The organism is Hyphomonas sp. UBA4494 (assembly GCF_002388935.1).
Lineage (GTDB): Bacteria > Pseudomonadota > Alphaproteobacteria > Caulobacterales > Hyphomonadaceae > Hyphomonas.
Window position 1 is genome coordinate 19,516 of record NZ_DGNK01000029.1, and the last position, 15,282, is coordinate 34,797.

The following is a 15,282-nucleotide window of genomic DNA, read 5'->3' on the forward strand; positions in this document are numbered from 1 at the left end:
TCTCGTCCGGCAGGCTTCAGCAGGAGACCCCGGCATGCGCCGAGGATACGGTTCGTCGCAGAGAGACCACTCCTCCCCCGATGACCCCTGCGCAGCTGCCGAGGACAAGAAATCGTGCCAGTGGCACGATTTCCCGAGGCAGGGGTCCATCTCGGAACGCCTCCCCATGTGCATGAGGGAGCAGCATGAGATGGATACCTGCCTTCGCAGGTATCTTCGGAGCTGGGAATTTGCGCTCCCTATCCGTCTGAGAACTCCCTGCCGCATACTAAGCCTCTGCTCTCACAGGAGCCGGATCAGGTGCCGTTCTGGTTGTGGGGTCAGGGACAGGATGGGCTTTGCGGGAGATAGTACGGTCCTCGCACGGCCCTAGGCAGGTCAGGCCAGGGTGAGCCGAGGAAGCTCGGTTGGGAAACCGCCTCGTCCGGTCGCACGGAGCATTATGCTCCCGGATGGGCCATGCGTGGGAAAGCACGGTGGAATCGTTCGCGCGGCACCGGTAACGAAGACCCGGGACCATGGGCCCCCATGAGGGTGCTCGCCGAAATTCCTGTCCGGCGCGGCGGGCGGTAACGCTCCATTCCGTAGCCATTCCAAATCATCAGGCGGAGCGCCACGGCACCCGCTGCGCCGACGGCTCTGTGAGGGGCCGGCTACGAGATACCCGGATGGCGAGCGCCAGGCCGGCTTTGAGTGCTGAAACGAGAATCCACTCGGAGGAGACCTGTCGATGCCAAGACGTAAAGCCCGCCACCGCAACACGTTCCGTCGGAAATTCCAGCCGACCTATAATTTGCAAAGTCACCGGACCATCGTGAAGTATCTGCGGCGCATCACGAAAGACCGGGACTATCTGCACGCTGACGTGAATGCCTTCGAACAACGTCCTTTGGACAATCTCTATGGCCCCATACAGATCATGCACGCCCTCAGCCCTGAAGTGCTGGCAGCGCAAGAGGCGGAAACCATGCGGAGGCTCAACGCCCTGTCCGAGGAGTTCCGGGCGCGCCGGCCCGCCGGAGAAACAGGTAAAACGCCCCCGAGCCCCCATGACGCGCATGCGCCTCTGAATAGCCCGACACAAGATGACTGGCCGACGGTCCCTGAACCCAATCCAGGAAATTCCGACGCAGAACCCCCTCGCCCCCGCGCCCTTTACCTGTAATCACCAACACACAGCGTGCACCCTCTGCCCGGCTGCGCTGCAGGAAACTTCCCAGCATCGCTTCGGCAGACGCCTGAGTATGGCCGTGCAGGTCGATTTTTCCGGCAAGTTCCAGCCGCCCGCGTTTGACGCGCTTCTCGCCTTTTCGGTCGGCAGCCCGCGCCGTGACCTTGGGTTTCTCGGGGGCCCGGCCCGCCGCAGCGATCAATCCGGCAGCGGAAGACTTGCGGGCGCGGTTTGGCGATACCGGCTCGCCGGCTTCCAGTGCGCGCTCGAACTCTTCAAGATTGTCTTTTGCCGGGCCGATCGGCTTGATCGTGCTGGCCACGCGCGACCATGCACGGGATTCTTCCGGGGTCAGGCGGCGTTTCGTCATGACCGCACTCTTACGGCGCGCCCGCATGGAACCCAAGCGTTGCCATGTCAGACATGTGGATTCGCGCTGCCACGCCTTTGGGCAGGAACACCCACAACCGGCCCGGCGCATTCATCGTGCCGGCGCGCTCGCCCGCCTCCGGGCCCGTGCCGAAATAGAGGTCGCCGCGCACTGCGCCCTTGATCGCGCCGCCCGTATCCTGCGCAACCAGCATGCCTGCCCAGTCTCCGCCAAGGCCCGGCGCGGTTGTCTGCACATACATCGGCACGCCCAGCGGATGGATATCGGTATCCACAGCCATCGACGACAAAGGCGTCAGCGGCACGGCTTGCGCCCCTTCCGGTCCGAGCGCCGCATCCCCTTCCGGCAGGGCGCGGAAGAACACGAAGCGCGGATTCTGGTTCATCGCCATACGTGTCTCAACCGGCCCGGCCCGGTCCATCCAGGCACGTATGCCCTGCATGCTGGCCTCGCCCGCCGTGATCCGGCCGGTTTCCATCAGCCAGTTGGCTGTCGACCGGAACGGGTGGCCATTATGCGCCGCATAGGCTGCGCGCACGGTACGCCCGTCAGGGAACTGCAACCGGCCCGAGCCCTGGATCTGCAGGAAGAACACATCGGCCGGGTGGGCATAGGCAATCGCGCTGACGCCCGACGTCGTGATTTCAGCGCGGGAAGGATACGGCCTCAGCGCGCCATTGCGCAGGCGCTGTTTTGGACTTGCGCCATTCGGCACGAGATCGGCGGGCAGCGCGGGCACAGGCTCGGTGAAGGGCGGCGTCGGCGTGTAGCGCGCCTCGTAAAGCGGCTCGAAATAGCCCGTGAAGCGGCTCTTGCCGGACGGATCGGAAATTTCGACAGGGGTAAACAGGGATTCCAGAATGCGCCTTGCACTCTCATCATCCTGCGCATCATTCACTGCATCACAGGCCGGCAGCCACTCGGCAACGTATCCGGCCCAGGGGGCGACATTGGCCATGAAGTCCCCGGCCGACCGGTCCTGCAGCTTCACGCACGACCGTTTGAACGCACTCAGCGGCAATTCGATGGGTGCCACATCCCAGTTCGGCAACTCCCGGAAGCTCGCCGGACGCTCAATCGCAGCTGGCGGCAACGGGCCAACATCCACAGGCCGGGTCGGCGACGGCTTGGGCGACGGAGCCGGCGGTGGGGGCGCAGACTGGCACGAGGCCAGAACAAGCGCGCTGGCAAATAGAAGGATACGGCGAAGCATGGCGCCATTTATGGAATGCTTTCGGGCGGGCTGTCACGCCCCGGATGCGCGCTTTGTGGTGGAAGACTGCCTATTTGGCTTCTTCGACATCATCGAGGATCCAATTGGGATCGTTTGCGGTCACATCATGCATGTAAGCCCACAGCTCACGCGCCGTGCGGGTCGTCTCACCATCGCCAAGTTCGGCTTCATAGCGCACCCAGATGCGCGCCATATCACCGTCCATCTCGGCGCTTTCGATTTCAGCTCGACGAATGCGCAGGAGGTCAAACGCCGAGGCGCCGGTCGTTTCGCGTTCCGCAATCGCGTGGTCCCAGGCCTCATAGACGTCATCATCCAGCAGAGGCCGCAGCGTATCTCGGTCACCTGCCGCAAAAGCGGTCACGATCATCGTGTAGGCCGCCTTCGCGCCACGCATGAACGTTGCCTCATTGAAGCTGTTGTCAGCATTGTAGATGTCTTCCAACCCGCCTGCTGCCGGGCCGGTAAAGATCGGACGGTCATTGTCGGCATTAGGCAATGGCAAGTCATTTGCGCCAGGATCAACCTGGCGTGGCTTGGCCGGCTGAGTGCGTTGCACAGGAGAATTGTCCTCACCGCGTCCGAGCACCGTATAGAGGCGGAACAGGACAAACAGCGCGATGGCCGCAAGGATCACAACTTGGATCACAGGATCAAACATGGACGCGTAACTTCCTCCGATGGATTGCGTAACACCATAAATAGGGCGAACAGCCCAATGATGCCAGTGATACGTTGCGCCTTAGGGGGCCACATGCTAGGCGCGCGGCTTCAGATTCAGGGAGGATCAGCATGACAGATGCCAGCGCACCGCAAAACCCCCAACCGCAGGGCACGCCGCCTCAGGCGCCCGCCATGCGCGTTCTTGGACAGTACATCAAGGACCTGTCATTCGAGAATCCCGGCGTCGGCCCGGTGCAAGCCCAGCCAAATATAGACCTCGGCATTGATGTCGGCGCGACCCCGCACGCAGATGGCAATGGCCTTTACGAAGTCTCGCTGAAGCTCTCTGCCAAGGCGACCGCCGAACAGGCTGTCCTGTTCATTTGCGAACTCGATTATGCCGGCCTCTTCCAGATCCAGAACGCCCAGCAGGGCCAGATGGAACCGATGCTGCTGATCGAGTGCCCACGCCTGCTCTTCCCATTCGCGCGGCGCATCATTGCTGAAATCACCCGCGAAGGTGGTTTCCCACCGCTCCTGATCGATCCGGTCGACTTTGTGCAACTCTACCAGTCGCAATACCAGCGCGCCGCAGCCGAAGGCGGTCAGACGCCGCCTGCTGCGCCGACCAGCCAGGCCTGATCAGCCAAACTTTTTCCAGATGGCGTCTTCGCCCAGACTGTCGACAAAGGCAGAATGGGCGGCGCGCTCTTCGCCGGAGATGAAAGATTCCAGCGGCACCGGCCGTTGCCGGGCGGCACGTTTGCGATCACCGCGCGTGAGCTCTTCTTCGCTCTCGAACGTAAAGGCATGCGCCCGCCCGCCAAGCAGCTCCAGATAGACACTGGCCAGCAATTGGCTATCCAGCAGCGCGCCGTGAAAGGTCCGGCTCTCCAGCGAGATTTCAAACCGGCGACATAGCGCATCCAGATTTGCCGGCGCGCCCGGATACTTCTTCCTGGCCATCTGCGCCGTATCGATCCAGCGAGGTTCAGGGATTGGTGGACGTCCGCATTTTTCCAGTTCCATGTTCAGGAAGTTCCGGTCAAATCCGGCATTGTGCGCCACTAGCGTGGCGTCGCCCAAGAATTCAAGGAACGCGTCTACAACCGACGGATGCTCAAAGAACGGGGCATCTCTCAGATCGTCATCCGTGATGCCTGTAATGCGCACCGTATCCTCTGATACAGAACGTTTTGGATTGATCAGGGTCCGGAACGTGCGACCTGTCGGGATGTGATTGATCATCTCGACTGCCCCGATCTCGATCACCCTGTCCCCTTCAAGGTGGTGCAAGCCGGTCGTCTCAGTATCGAATGCCAGTTCGCGAATGTCTTCACTCATGAATTTGCCTCTTCAACCAAACGATTCATCAGGGATACTATGGCGCGAACACAATCGGCAGCAAATTCGAAACCATGCGCTGTGGAGATGATGAAATCCGCCTTTGCACGCTTTTCTGCATCGGGCATCTGACGTGCCAGGATGGACTCGAATGTTTCCTCCGTCATGCCCGGTCGCGACAATACCCGTTCGCGCTGGACTTCCGCAGGCGCAGTCACCACCGCAACATAGTCGCAATACGCATAGCCGCCAGCCTCATACAGAAGAGGAATATCCAGCACGACGAAACGTGCGCCATCCTCGCGCGCCTTGTCCCGAAATTGCTTCTGGGCATCACCAGCAAGGGGGTGCACAATGGCCTCAAGCTTCCGCATCGCCTCGGCATCATCCAGCACATGCGTGCGCAAAGCCATCCGGTCGATCGCACCGTCGACCATCACCCCCGGAAAAGCCGCCTCGACCGGTGCAACGGCAGCCCCACCCTTGGCATAAAGTGCGTGAACAGCCGCGTCGGCATCGTAGACCGGAACACCCTCCTCACGAAACAAATCCGCTGTTGCAGACTTACCCATGCCGATAGACCCTGTCAGCCCAAGGACGATCATGTGGTTGCCTCCACCAGTTTACGACAGCGAGCCATCGCAGACTCCATATCCGGCAGAACTCCGAACCAGAGTTCGAAACTGAATGCCGCTTGCGCGACCAGCATGCTCAGCCCATCCATTGGCTTCCACCCGGCCGTATCTGCCTGCGCCAATATCGCCTTGGCAGGCTTGCCATAAGAAATATCGTAAAACGTCCGAAGCTTACCTTCCGGTAGGTCAAGAGACTGGCCCGTCTGGCCAAGACTCAGCGTGTTGATTACCACGTCTGCCTTGCCCATCTCTGCTTCGGCATGCTCCAGATCTCGGATATCAGCATCAATGTTCAAATGTTTCACAAGATCCTCTGCGCGGGACCGCGTTCGATTACAGATCGTCAAGGTTGCCCGCATGTCTGACAATGCCAGCGCAACCGCTCGAGCGGCGCCCCCTGCTCCCAGCAGGCAGACATTCTGATCAGCTATTTCAATGTTCGCCTGGGCGAGGGATTCAGTAAAACCAGGGGCATCGGTGTTCTCCGCTAGCCAGCCACCAGACTTCAGCCGAACCAGAGTGTTCGCTGCTCCAATGCGGCGCGCGACGTCGCTTGTGCCTTCTGCCCGCGCTATGGCATCTTCCTTGTGAGGAGAGGTCACGTTCAAACCCATCGCCATCCGTTCTTCCAGAGACGACAGGCCATCCGTAAACCCACCCTTCGGAATATGCATCGCCTCATAGGTCGCATCGATACCGTGCTCGCGTATCCACGCATTATGAATCACAGGTGACAGGGAATGACTGACTGGGTCGCCGACGACCCCATAGAGTTTGGTCATGACAACAACACTCCACGTGTCCGCAAATAGTCCAACAACGGAAGAAGAGGCAATCCCAGGATTGAGAAGTAATCACCTTCGATCCGGGTGAACAATTGCGCGCCAAGCCCTTCAAGCTGGTAGGCACCAACCGTCGACAAGAGCGGTTCTCCGACCGTTTCAACATAGGTGTCGATGAAGGCACCACTCAGTGGGCGAACAGTCAATTTCGGTCTCGCCAGATGACGCCAGACAGGTTTCCCTTCTTCGCTGATAACAATCGCCGTTTCCAATGTGTGCGCCTTGCCGGACAGCTTCACCAGATGGTTCCGGGCATCGGCAAGGTCAACCGGCTTGTCGAACGCCTCTCCATCGAGTGAGAGCATCTGGTCACAACCGATCACCAGGCCCGGTTCGCGCATTGAAATCTTCACCGATTTCAGTTCGGCAAGTTGCATCGCCTGATCGCGCACTTTCATGTCGCTCGCGCGGAAAGAGGCTTTGGCTGCGTCTTCGTCCACATTCGGCTTGATCGTGTCTGCCTCGATGCCGGCAGCGGTCAGCACGGCTCGCCGACTTTGACTGCCGGATGCTAGAATGATGCGCTGGCTCATGGTTGGGCGTTCCGCTCATTCAGAAGGTTCAGGATAGCGGCAGCAGTTTCCTCGACCGACCGGCGGGACACATCGATCGTCTTCCATTTGTTGCGCTGGAACAGACGATTGGCTTGGGTCACCTCGTCACGCACGGCCGCTTCATCCGCATAGATTGTGTGTTCGTCTTCCTGCAGGGAAATCAATCTCTGGCGCCGGATCTGGACGAGCCGCTCAGCGCTGATTTTCAGGCCGACGATCAGTGGGCCTTTCGGACCAAGTTCTTCCACGAATCCTGGAAGCGGAACACCGGGAACCAGCGGAATATTACCGGCCTTTACCTTGCGGTTCGCAAGATAGACACTGGTCGGCGTCTTAGACGTACGACTGACACCAAGCAGGATCACATCAGCATTCCGTAGCCCATCGACATTCTGGCCATCATCATGCGCGAGCGTGAAATTGATCGCTTCCATCCGCTCGAAATAGTCATCATCCAAAGCGTGCTGTCCCGCGACGATCCGATTCGCCGACACACCGAGATGTCGGCCCAGCATGGCAACGGAGGCATCCAATACGGGCAAAGTGGATACGCCCTTTTCGCGGCAGAAGGCTTCGAGTTTTGATCGCAGAGTCTCGTCGGAGATTGTGTACCAGACCACACCCGGTGCAGCTTCGATCTCCCTCATCACGCGCTCTAACTGGCGTTCTGAGCGGACCAAATAATAATTGTGCTCAAGGGGCTGAACATTCTTGAACTGCGCACAGGCAGCGCGCTGGATGGCATTCAGGGTTTCACCGGTACTGTCAGAGACCAGGTGAACATTGAAGTATATGCTTAGGCGGGCGAGTGGCTTGTTCATCGCCCCTGTGTTGCCGAGGTTGGCAAAACACACAAGACCTGTGAGTCCTCTGTGGATAGAGGATCTTCCCCAAATGGATTCACAATCGAGTCACAGCCAGCGAATTCGACTCCGGCAGAATCCCCTTTCGTTCGCACCTGTGACTCCAACTGGGGTGTTAACCCATCGTTAACCTCGGTAAAATCGACAGTTAACGAAACCTTACCGGGGTGCGACACCCTGTGACTCGCCTGTGGATTTAGCTGGACAATTCCTGTGTGTGGCCTTTCTCCACGAATTACACGGTCTAATAGTTATAAGCGCCCTGACGGGCTTTGTTTGATTTTGGGATGGAAGGGGGCCTGAGGCATGAACACCAAGCCTAAGCTGATTCAGGTACTTGAGGGACAGGTGGTCTCCCCGCCTCCGGTATGGATGATGCGACAGGCTGGTCGTCACCTTCCTGAGTATCTCGAGCTGAGGGCGCGCGCGAAGAACTTTCTCGATTTCTGCTACACGCCTTCAATGGCAGCGGAAGCGACGCTTCAGCCAGTACGTCGTTATGGCATGGATGCCGCCATCCTGTTTGCTGACATTTTGCTGATCCTCGACACGATGGGTCTGAGTGTGCGGTTCGAAAAAGGTGTTGGACCTATTGTTCAGCAAATCGATACAGCAGCTGATTTGGCAAAAGTCACACCCCAGAAAGCGGCTGATCGATTGTCTCCGGTTTATGAGACGGTTGCTCGTGTGAAATCTGCCTTGCCCGACGATACAGCCTTGATTGGTTTTGCCGGATCACCCTGGACGGTCGGGCTCTACGCTATCGAAGGTCGCGGCAAGACAGACAAGTCGCTCGCCTGGCGATGGGCACACGGTAAGCCAGACGAATTGGCGAACGTGTTGGATCTCATCAGCGAAGCAACAGCCCACTATATGGCCGCGCAGGTGGAAGCCGGCGCGGATGCATTGATGTTGTTCGACAGCTGGGCCGAGGGTCTGCCCAATAATATCTTCCGAGAAGTCATTATCGCGCCAACGAAGAAACTGGTCGCACGGCTGAGGGAAATGGGTGTCACGGTTCCCATCATCGGATTTCCGCGCGGCGCGTCTGCCATGCTGCCGGAATACGTTCAGGAGACGGGTATCACGGCCGTTGGGCTTGATACGGCAGCGGTACCAACCTTTGTGAACGCCGCCATGCCCGCCGGATTTCCGGTACAGGGACATCTTGACCCACTTCTGCTGATTGAAGGCGGTCAGCGACTCGACGATCGGGTGCGCGAGCTTATCTCTGCCTATGAAGGTCGACCGCATGTCTTCAACCTTGGACACGGAATCCGGCCGGAAACGCCGATCGCGCATGTTGAGCGCGTGCTGGAAATCATTCGGAAGGGTTAGGAAATCATGAGCCGAAAGATCGCCGTAGTTCTGTTCAATCTGGGAGGACCGGATTCGGACAAGACCGTGAAACCCTTTTTGAAAAACCTGTTCCGAGATCCAGCCATTATTGGTGCGCCGTTGCCCATTCGCTGGTTTCTCGCTCGGCTGATCTCCACGAGCCGCGCGCCATCAGTGATCAAGAATTACGCCATGATGGATGCTGGCGGTGGGTCACCGCTTTTGCCCGAGACCCAGAAACAGGCAGATGCGCTTACGGCATCGCTGCAGGAAAAAATGCCTGAGGATGAGGTCAGGTGTTTTATTGCGATGCGCTATTGGCACCCTTTCACTGAAGAAGCCGCGACTGATGTAAAAGCCTGGGGCGCAGATGAAGTCATCTTGTTGCCGCTCTATCCGCAGTTTTCCACAACGACGACAGGCTCGTCCCTCACGGCCTGGAACAAGGCTTACAAGGGTGTCGCCAAGACAATCTGCTGCTATCCCTTCGCCGAAGGCCTGATCTCCTCGCATGTCGACCAGATCATGAAGGCACACAAAGCTGCGGGTGAACCCGGCAATGTTCGTCTTCTCCTGTCAGCGCACGGCTTGCCGGAAAAAATCGTGAAGGATGGAGATCCCTACCAATGGCAGTGCGAGGCCATGGCAGAGATGATCGCCGGGCGGGTGCCGACCGACTGGGAGATTGTGCCATGCTACCAGTCGCGCGTGGGACCGCTGAAATGGATTGGCCCGCCGACCGAGGACGAAATCGAAAAAGCGGCCAAGGAAGGCAAGAACATCCTGATTGCACCCATTGCCTTTGTCTCCGAACATATCGAGACACTGGTGGAACTTGGCGAAGAGTACCGACTTGTGGCCGAAGAGCACGGCGCCGCGAGCTATACCCGCGTGGAAGCGCTGGGCGTACATGAGGAATTTATCTCCATGCTGCGCGATGAAGTGCTGAAGACAATGGGACAAGATTTGCCGATCCGATCATGCGCAGACTCCCGGCTTTGCCCTGGCGACTGGAAGAATTGCCCGAACCGCACACCCCATCCGAAAGTCGGCCAACGCGCCAATCCCATTCGCACGGACGTCGCCTGATGCTGTATCTCTGGGTGAAGGCAGCGCATGTTGTGTTCGTGATTGCGCTGATGGGCGGCTTGCTCGTTTATCCCCGCTACAAAATTCATCAACTTTCCAGCCAGCCGGGCGAGCCTCTTTTCGAGACGATGAAAGAAGCATCGAACAAGTTGCGCATGATCATCTTGAATCCCAGCCTTATCCTCGTCTGGGTGCTTGGCGTTGCCATGCTTGTCATGAATCAAGGCTTGCTGAGCATGCCTTGGATGCATGTAAAACTCCTGCTCGTGCTGATCCTGTCCGGTCTGCACGGTTATTTCATCGGTGTCGGAAAGAAGATTGACCGAGGAGGCGACGGGATTCCCGCCAAGCGTCTACGGATGTTGAATGAAGTGCCCTTCCTGCTGATGATCGGCGTCGTTATCATGGTGATCGTCAGGCCGTTTTAGGCGGGCCCCGTGCCCAACCCCTTGACGATTTGACCATTCTGGCCCCATAAGCGGCAAAACCGCTGCGCAGTCCTTGCGCGGGCGAAGAACTCCCAATTTACCAAAATCCGGTTGCCGACACACATGACGGTGGCCCCTCATCCGGAATTCATCCATGGCCTCTTCCATGCTCGACGACATCACCAGTGTAAAACTCAGCGATCTCAAGGCAAAATCGCCAGAGGAATTGCTCTCCTACGCTGAAGAGCTGGAGGTCGAGAATGCCTCGTCCATGCGGACACAGGACATGCTGTTCGCAATCCTCAAGGAATTGGCGGATAGCGAAGTAGAAATCACGGGTCAGGGCGTGCTGGAAGTTCTGACTGATGGCTTCGGCTTCCTGCGCTCACCGGAATCCAACTATTTGCCCGGACCAGACGATATCTATGTCAGTCCGGAAGTTCTGAAGAAGGGTAACATCCGGACTGGTGATACTGTCGAGGGGCCGATCGTCGCGCCGCAGGACAATGAACGCTACTTCGCGCTGACGGATGTTTCGCGCATCAATTTCGAGGAACCGGACAAGGCCAACAAGAAGGTTCACTTCGACAACCTCACACCGCTTTATCCCGAAGAGCGTCTGCGCATGGAAAGCCAGGATCCAACTCGTAAGGATCGTTCAGGACGTGTCATCGACATTGTCGCGCCCATCGGTAAGGGTCAGCGCGCGCTGATCGTTGCGCCTCCGCGGACCGGTAAGACGGTGTTGCTCCAGAACATCGCCTCGGCCATCGAGGAAAACCATCCTGAATGCTATTTGATCGTCCTGTTGATCGATGAGCGTCCCGAAGAAGTTACTGACATGCGACGTACGGTGAAGGGCGAAGTCGTGGCTTCGACATTTGATGAGCCGTCCACACGTCACGTCCAGGTCGCCGAAATGGTAATCGAAAAAGCCAAGCGCCTCGTTGAGCACAAGCGTGACGTCGTCATCCTGCTCGATTCGATCACGCGTCTTGGCCGTGCTTACAACACGACCGTTCCAAGCTCTGGTAAAGTGTTGACCGGTGGTGTGGATGCCAACGCGTTGCAGCGCCCCAAACGTTTCTTCGGTGCGGCGCGGAATGTCGAGAATGGTGGCTCGCTGACCATTGTTGCCACTGCCCTGATCGATACCGGTAGCCGCATGGATGAAGTCATCTTCGAGGAATTCAAAGGTACTGGTAACTCCGAAGTCGTGCTGGATCGCAAGATCGCCGACAAGCGGACCTTCCCGGCCATCGACATCATGAAATCTGGCACGCGAAAAGAAGAACTGATCACGCCAGCTGCCCAGCTGTCCAAGATCTACATTCTGCGTCGCATCCTTGGCCCAATGGGCACGAATGATGCAATCGACTTCCTTCTGGATAAATTGCGCCAGACGAAGAACAATGATGAGTTCTTCGAAGCCATGAAGAACTAGCGGAGCGAGCCTGGCCATGAGCGAGCGCGACACGATCTGCGCCCTCGCCTCGGGCCAGCCCCCAGCAGCTATCTGTATTATCCGGTTATCAGGAGACCGGATCTGGAAACTGGCAGGTGCCCTGCTCGATTGTGGCCTGCCGGAACCCCGTCATGCCACTCTGACGAAATTTCGCGACGAGGACGGAAATCTCATTGATGAGGGACTCGTCGTCTTCATGCCCGGGCCGCATTCCTATACCGGTGAAGACACGCTGGAGCTTTACCTGCATGGCGGTCCAGCCGTCATAACCCATGCAATCAGTACACTGACGAGTGAGCCTGGAGTGCGCTTGGCTGAGCCGGGTGAGTTTACGCGACGCGCCTTTGAAGCGGGCAAGATCGATTTGACCGAGGCCGAAGGCGTCGCTGACATTATCGAAGCAGAGACCAATGTGCAGAAAGCCCAGGCTCTTCGGCAACTGACGGGCGGTCTGACCGAGAAGTACGACCAATGGCGGGCTGACCTGACGGGCATACTTGCCTTGATTGAAGTGGTTGTGGACTTTCCGGACGAAGAAGATGCACCCGAGGAAACCACGGCACCGGTCATCCGGAAGCTGACCCGACTGATTCACGAAATCGAGGAAGCGCTTGGGGATCGCGGAATCGGCGAGAAGATCCGGGATGGATTTCGCATCGCCATTATAGGCGCGCCGAATGCGGGCAAGTCGACCCTGCTCAACCGCCTTGCCGGACGCGACGCGGCGATTGTGACATCAACCCCAGGCACAACCCGCGATGTGATTGAGGTACGGCGCGTGATGGGCGGACAGGTTGTCTGGCTATCCGACACAGCCGGTTTGCGAGAGACCCAAGATGAGATTGAAGCCGAGGGCGTTCGGCGAGCAGAACGCGTAGCTGCTGAGGCCGACTTGCGCCTGTTTATGGTTGACGGGGGCGCACCGGAGCTGGGTGTGTTGAACTCGTTGTTCCGCCAATCGACAGATATAGTCGTGGTAAACAAGGCTGATACCGAGTTGGCCGCCGGGCTCCCACAATACGACTACAAGATTTCCGCGAAAGATGGCGATGGCGTGCCCGAACTCGAAGCCGCACTGGCGGACTTCATTTTCAACAAGGCTGCATCTGTTGAAGCGCCGGTCATAACACGCGCGCGGCATCGCGCCCGATTGGTCGATGGACTCGCTTGCCTCGTTGCTGCGCGGGATGCGCTGGCGCATGGCACTGGTCCCGAGCTTGCAGCGGAAGACGTGCGCCTGGCTATCCGGCATCTTGGAGCGGTCGTGGGCTCGGTTGGTGTGGAAGATGTGCTCGGTGCGGTGTTCTCCCAGTTCTGCATCGGCAAATGACCCCTAGGGTTTGAGGCAACGAGCCGCTATATAGCGGCTTTCTGAAATCCGGATCCCAAGTAGCGCCATGAGCGAGATGAAACAGTTTGATGTGATAGTGGTAGGCGGCGGTCATGCCGGCTGCGAAGCGGCCGCGGCTGCGGCGCGGACGGGCGCACGCACCGCTCTGGTCACACACAAGCGCGCAACCATCGGAGAGATGAGCTGTAATCCGGCAATTGGCGGCCTCGGCAAGGGTCACCTCGTGAGAGAGATCGATGCGCTGGACGGCCTCATGGGACGGCTGGCAGACAAGGCCGGTATCCAGTTCCGTATGCTCAACCGGTCCAAGGGTCCGGCTGTCTGGGGCCCCCGCGCCCAGATCGACCGAAAGCTTTACCGCGATGCCATGCAGGCGGAACTTGCGGACTATCCAAACCTGACCATCATTGAGGATGGCGCCGAAGACCTGATCGTGGAGGACAATCACGTCGCGGGCGTGATTGGTCTGAAGGGCGAGATTTATCGTGCGGCTTCTGTCGTGATCACCACAGGCACCTTCCTGAAAGGCATCATCCATATAGGTGCGAAACGTGTCCCTGCCGGTCGTGTCGGCGAGGTCCCTGCGATTGGCCTGTCGGACCGGCTCTATGGGCTTGGTCTCCCGATGGGGCGTTTGAAGACTGGTACGCCGGCACGGCTGGATGGCCGGACGATCGCCTGGGATCGTCTTGAAATGCAGCCCGCCGATGAGCAGCCGATTCCGTTTTCGTATCTGACCGATGAGATTACGGTGCCGCAGGTCAAATGCGGCATCACCTGGACGACGCCGGAAACCCACGCGATCATTGCCGAGAATATTGAGCAATCGGCCGTCTATTCCGGCGCGATTGCTGGCCGCGGTCCGCGTTATTGCCCGTCTATCGAGGACAAGGTTCACCGGTTCGCCGACAAGGATAGTCATCAGATCTTCCTGGAACCGGAAGGTCTCGACGATCACACCGTTTATCCAAATGGCATTTCGACATCGCTTCCAGAGGATATTCAGGAGCGTTTCCTTCGAACCATTCCCGGGCTCGAGAATGCCAAGATCATCCAACATGCCTATGCAATCGAATACGATTACGTCGATCCACGTGCGCTTTCGTCCGCACTTGAGGTGCATGCGCTTCCAGGCCTGTATCTCGCCGGGCAGATCAATGGCACAACCGGATATGAAGAAGCCGGCGCGCAAGGTCTCGTTGCGGGCTTGAATGCGGCGCGCGCCACGGGCGGAAAAGATCCGATTATATTTGATCGCGCGGAGGCATATATTGGCGTCCTCATCGATGACCTCGTGACGCGCGGCGTGACGGAACCCTATCGGATGTTTACATCGCGCGCCGAATATCGGTTGGCACTACGCGCCGATAATGCCGACCAGCGTCTCACCGAAAAGGGTATTGCCGCCGGATGCGTCGGGTCAGACCGGGCAGACGTGTTTCACGTGAAACACCGAGCGCTTGAATCTGCCCGCCAACTTCTGAAGACACTGACCTTGTCGCCCGCAAAAGCGGCTCAAGCCGGATGGGCGGTCAATCAGGATGGCCGCGTCAGGACGGCATGGGAATATCTCTCCTACAAGGAGATCGATCTCAATGCACTGTCCGCCATTTGGCCGGAAGTATCAGACATCTCCGACGAGATCGGGACACAGGTCGAGATTGAAGCCCTTTACTCTTCCTATTTGGAACGCCAGGCAGAAGATGTCGCCGCTTTGCGTCGCGACGAAGATCTGATGATCCCGGCAGATCTCGATTATTCGGGAATTGGCGGTCTCTCGAATGAGGTTCGCCAGAAACTGGAATCGGTCCGTCCTTCCACTTTGGGTCAGGCCGGACGTATCGAAGGCGTGACACCGGGCGCTCTAACGGCCCTTTTGGGATATGTTAAGCGCCGGAAGAAAGCTGGTTAACA

At 58.3% G+C, this 15,282-nt stretch carries 15 protein-coding genes; 7 read left to right on the plus strand and 8 right to left on the minus strand.

The window, feature by feature from the left end; translation table 11 throughout:
- Positions 1–977 precede the first annotated feature (977 nt).
- The 3 genes from B2P82_RS10540 to B2P82_RS10550 all read right to left on the minus strand — a co-directional run bounded on the left by B2P82_RS10540 (position 978) and on the right by B2P82_RS10550 (position 3,457).
- Entirely contained in the window at positions 978–1,541 is a 564-nt protein-coding gene (locus tag B2P82_RS10540) for a Smr/MutS family protein (protein ID WP_290496985.1), read from the minus strand.
- Positions 1,542–1,551: 10 nt separating this feature from the next.
- A complete protein-coding gene (gene mltA / locus B2P82_RS10545) occupies positions 1,552–2,775 on the minus strand; it encodes a murein transglycosylase A (protein WP_290496986.1) in 1,224 nt (407 codons plus the stop codon).
- Positions 2,776–2,845: 70 nt separating this feature from the next.
- The gene (locus B2P82_RS10550; protein ID WP_290496987.1) at positions 2,846–3,457 is read right to left on the minus strand and encodes a Tim44/TimA family putative adaptor protein; all 612 of its coding nucleotides are present in this window, start codon (positions 3,455–3,457) and stop codon (positions 2,846–2,848) included.
- 131 nt (positions 3,458–3,588) lie between these two features.
- Between B2P82_RS10550 and secB the strand changes: the two genes are divergently transcribed.
- Positions 3,589–4,101 carry a protein-export chaperone SecB gene (gene secB, locus B2P82_RS10555; protein ID WP_034813037.1) on the plus strand — a complete coding sequence of 171 codons (513 nt, stop codon included), beginning with the start codon at positions 3,589–3,591 and terminating at the stop codon, positions 4,099–4,101.
- Here the strand turns inward: secB and dnaQ are convergent, their stop codons facing one another.
- The 5 genes from dnaQ to B2P82_RS10580 are packed head-to-tail and all read right to left on the minus strand — an operon-like array spanning position 4,102 to position 7,655.
- Positions 4,102–4,803: a DNA polymerase III subunit epsilon gene (dnaQ, locus tag B2P82_RS10560; protein ID WP_290496988.1), complete on the minus strand. Its 702-nt coding sequence runs from the start codon at positions 4,801–4,803 to the stop codon at positions 4,102–4,104.
- Positions 4,800–5,408: a dephospho-CoA kinase gene (coaE, locus tag B2P82_RS10565; RefSeq protein ID WP_206991708.1), complete on the minus strand. Its 609-nt coding sequence runs from the start codon at positions 5,406–5,408 to the stop codon at positions 4,800–4,802. The genes dnaQ and coaE overlap by 4 nt, the downstream gene beginning before the upstream one ends.
- Positions 5,405–6,220, minus strand: coding sequence for a shikimate dehydrogenase (gene aroE, locus B2P82_RS10570; protein ID WP_290496989.1), 816 nt, complete (start codon positions 6,218–6,220; stop codon positions 5,405–5,407). Before aroE ends, coaE begins: the two co-directional genes overlap by 4 nt.
- The gene (locus B2P82_RS10575) at positions 6,217–6,813 is read right to left on the minus strand and encodes a Maf family protein (RefSeq protein ID WP_290496990.1); all 597 of its coding nucleotides are present in this window, start codon (positions 6,811–6,813) and stop codon (positions 6,217–6,219) included. The genes aroE and B2P82_RS10575 overlap by 4 nt, the downstream gene beginning before the upstream one ends.
- The gene (locus B2P82_RS10580; protein ID WP_034813100.1) at positions 6,810–7,655 is read right to left on the minus strand and encodes a pyruvate, water dikinase regulatory protein; all 846 of its coding nucleotides are present in this window, start codon (positions 7,653–7,655) and stop codon (positions 6,810–6,812) included. The genes B2P82_RS10575 and B2P82_RS10580 overlap by 4 nt, the downstream gene beginning before the upstream one ends.
- Before the next feature lie 348 nt (positions 7,656–8,003).
- On the opposite strand from B2P82_RS10580, the gene hemE reads away from it, so the two are divergent.
- The 6 genes from hemE to mnmG all read left to right on the plus strand — a co-directional run bounded on the left by hemE (position 8,004) and on the right by mnmG (position 15,280).
- Positions 8,004–9,035 (plus strand): uroporphyrinogen decarboxylase, encoded by a 1,032-nt coding sequence (hemE, locus tag B2P82_RS10585; protein ID WP_290496991.1) that lies wholly within the window; start codon positions 8,004–8,006, stop codon positions 9,033–9,035.
- Positions 9,036–9,041: 6 nt separating this feature from the next.
- The gene (gene hemH, locus B2P82_RS10590) at positions 9,042–10,124 is read left to right on the plus strand and encodes a ferrochelatase (RefSeq protein ID WP_290496992.1); all 1,083 of its coding nucleotides are present in this window, start codon (positions 9,042–9,044) and stop codon (positions 10,122–10,124) included.
- Positions 10,124–10,552: a CopD family protein gene (locus B2P82_RS10595; protein WP_290496993.1), complete on the plus strand. Its 429-nt coding sequence runs from the start codon at positions 10,124–10,126 to the stop codon at positions 10,550–10,552. Before hemH ends, B2P82_RS10595 begins: the two co-directional genes overlap by 1 nt.
- A gap of 154 nt (positions 10,553–10,706) precedes the next feature.
- Positions 10,707–11,996 (plus strand): transcription termination factor Rho, encoded by a 1,290-nt coding sequence (rho, locus tag B2P82_RS10600; protein WP_369794153.1) that lies wholly within the window; start codon positions 10,707–10,709, stop codon positions 11,994–11,996.
- Positions 11,997–12,012: 16 nt separating this feature from the next.
- Complete coding sequence (gene mnmE, locus B2P82_RS10605) at positions 12,013–13,347, plus strand: tRNA uridine-5-carboxymethylaminomethyl(34) synthesis GTPase MnmE (RefSeq protein ID WP_290496994.1); 1,335 nt, start codon at positions 12,013–12,015, stop codon at positions 13,345–13,347.
- Positions 13,348–13,414: 67 nt separating this feature from the next.
- Complete coding sequence (mnmG, locus tag B2P82_RS10610) at positions 13,415–15,280, plus strand: tRNA uridine-5-carboxymethylaminomethyl(34) synthesis enzyme MnmG (protein WP_290496995.1); 1,866 nt, start codon at positions 13,415–13,417, stop codon at positions 15,278–15,280.
- Positions 15,281–15,282: the final 2 nt, after the last annotated feature.